A 2,427-nucleotide genomic window follows, 5' to 3' on the forward strand; every position below is an offset into this window, starting at 1 on the left:
GCCGGGGGGCTGCCGGGGGTCGCGCGGCACGCGCTCACGGGGCGGGTCCTCGGCGTTCCCGTGTCGCCCGCGCTGGTCCTCGGGCTGCACCGGGCGTTCGGCCGCCGGCCCCGGTCGCTCGCCACGGTCGCCCGGCTGACGCTGCCGCTGCTGCTGATCGTCGTCGCGCTCAGCGCGTGGACGACCATCGGCCGCTTCCACAGCAACCCCGAGCGGATCGGCCTGCCCGCGCAGCTCACCGTCCACGCCGAGTCCGGTGTCACCGACCGGGACACCCGGGCCGTGCTCGACCGGGACCCGCAGGTCGCCGCCGCCTACCCGGGCGTCGAGGTGGCCGCGCTGGTGCCCGGCCAGACCGCGACGATCGCCCTGCGAGGCCTGGGCACCCGGGCCGAGCCGTTCCCGTACACCCTGGCCGAGGGGCGGCCCGCGCTCGGCCGGGACGAGGCGGTCGCCGGGCAGGGGCTGCTCGACCTGCTGGACGTGCGGGTGGGCGACTGGGTGCGGATGACCGTGGGCGACCAGCCGCAGGTCCTGCACATCGTCGGCCGCAGCATCGAACCGGAGAACGCCGGCCGGGTCATCTCCACCTCGCTGGACACCCTGCGCGAGAACGACCCCGGCCTCTCCCCCACCCTGTACCAGGTCCGGCTGCGACCGGGCGCCGACCCGAAGGAGGTGGCCGACCGGCTCACCGACGCCGGGCACGGCCGCCTCGATGTGCACACCGTGACCAATCCGGCCGACGGGCTGTCCCCGCTGCGCGGGGTGGTCGTCGGGCTGATCGCCGTGCTCGGGCTGATCGGGCTGATCGAGCTGCTGACGGCGATCGGCGGGGCCGTGCGCGAGGGCGAGCGGGATGTACTCGCGCTGAAGGCGATCGGCCTGTCACCGCGCCAGATCACCGCCGTCGCCGTCACGGCCACGGGCGGTACGGCGCTGGTCGCGGCCCTCGCCGGTACGGCTCTCGGGGTGCCGCTCGCGCACTGGCTGATCGACCTCCAGGGCCGCTCCAGCGGCATCGGCGCGGGCATCGCCGTGGGTCCGGGGCTGCCGGCGCTGCTGCTGCTCGGTGTCGCGGCCGTGCTCGGCGCCGTCGCCCTCGCCGTCGTGCCCGCCTCCCGGGCGGCCCGGCGGCGCCTGGCGGACACGCTCAGCGCGGTCGCCTGACGAGTCTTCGGCTGACGGGTCCCCGGCGGGGCCGGGGCGGTGGCGCGGCGGCCGAAAGGCCGACGGGTGGGGCCGGGGTCAGCCGCCGTACGGGTTCCCGGAGCGGTTGCCGCCGTAGGGGTTCGGGGACGGCGCGCCGTACGGGTTCCCGGTCGGGGCGCCGTACGGGTACGGGTGCCCCTGAGGCGGGATCTGCGGCCCCGGCGAGTACGCCGGGCGCGGCGGCGGCAGGGGCGGCAGCGCCGCGGGGTGGACGCCGAGCCGGATGCCGTAGCGGCTGCGCAGCCGGCGCATCTCCAGCAGGGAGATGGCGGTGACGGTGACCGGGGCGCCGAGGACGAAGACGAGACCCATCATCAGGCTCATCCCGTGCAGGTCCCCCGTCACCAGGTCGGAGAGGGCCATCAGCCACGTCGTCACCGTCGCCAGCAGCGGGGGCAGGCAGCGGTGCACCACGGCGGTGCCGAAGAAGTTCCCGGACAGCTTCACCGCGCCCGCGATCACGAACACGCACAGCCACAGCCCGAGCAGGGAGAGCACGAGCTGGCCCAGCAGCCCGAACGTGCTGTACTTCCACATCAGCACGACGGTGCCGAAGAACGAGACGATGAAGAGCAGCAGCAGCTTCAGCGCGTCGAACAGCGGTCTCTTCAACTGGCGCACGGTGCCGGAGCGGCGCCACACGAAGAGCATCACGCCGACCGTGAACGGCGTGAGGAAGAACAGCACGACCGAGGCGGTCACGGCGTTGTCCAGCATCTCGTCGAAGGCGAAGCCGCCCTGGACGTAGGTGTAGACGCCGAGGGCGGCGACCGCCCCGCCGATCACCCGGAGCCGCTTGAGCCGTTCGACCGTCGGATCGAGCGACTCCGGGATCCAGCGCGGATGGAACACGGCCGCCGCGATGCGCCAGGGCCTCAGGAAGCTTCCCGCGGTCAGCTCCTCACCGAGCCAGCGACGTCCCTGCCGGTTGGTCACCTCGTACTCCCCCGTGACGATCGAGCGTGATCGCCGGGGAGTCTACGGGACCGTCAGCCCCGGCCACGCAGCTTTCTGTACTGCGAGACCAGCGCCTTGCTGGACGCGTCCAGTCCGGGCACCTCCGCGCCCTCGGTGAGGGCGGGTTCGACGCGCTTGGCGAGGACCTTGCCGAGTTCGACGCCCCACTGGTCGAAGGAGTCGATGTTCCACACGGCGCCCTGCACGAACACCTTGTGCTCGTACAGCGCGACGAGCTGGCCGAGCACCGACGGGGTC

At 73.8% G+C, this 2,427-nt stretch carries 2 protein-coding genes and 1 pseudogene; 1 reads left to right on the forward strand and 2 read right to left on the reverse strand.

Annotated elements, in window-relative coordinates; genetic code table 11:
- A partial coding sequence (locus MTQ10_RS29755) for an FtsX-like permease family protein (protein WP_247473578.1) occupies window positions 1–1,170 on the forward strand: 1,170 nt, incomplete at its 5' end.
- A 78-nt stretch (window positions 1,171–1,248) separates the two neighbouring features.
- On the opposite strand, the gene MTQ10_RS29760 is transcribed toward MTQ10_RS29755, so the two are convergent.
- Both MTQ10_RS29760 and MTQ10_RS29765 read right to left on the reverse strand, forming a co-directional pair.
- Window positions 1,249–2,148, reverse strand: coding sequence for a sulfur globule family protein (locus MTQ10_RS29760; protein ID WP_247473581.1), 900 nt, complete (start codon window positions 2,146–2,148; stop codon window positions 1,249–1,251).
- A gap of 53 nt (window positions 2,149–2,201) precedes the next feature.
- Window positions 2,202–2,427 (reverse strand): annotated as a pseudogene (locus tag MTQ10_RS29765) (glucose-6-phosphate isomerase); the annotation flags it as partial.

It is taken from the genome of Streptomyces sp. XM83C (genome assembly GCF_023072675.1).
Taxonomy (GTDB): Bacteria; Actinomycetota; Actinomycetes; order Streptomycetales; family Streptomycetaceae; genus Streptomyces; species Streptomyces thermocoprophilus.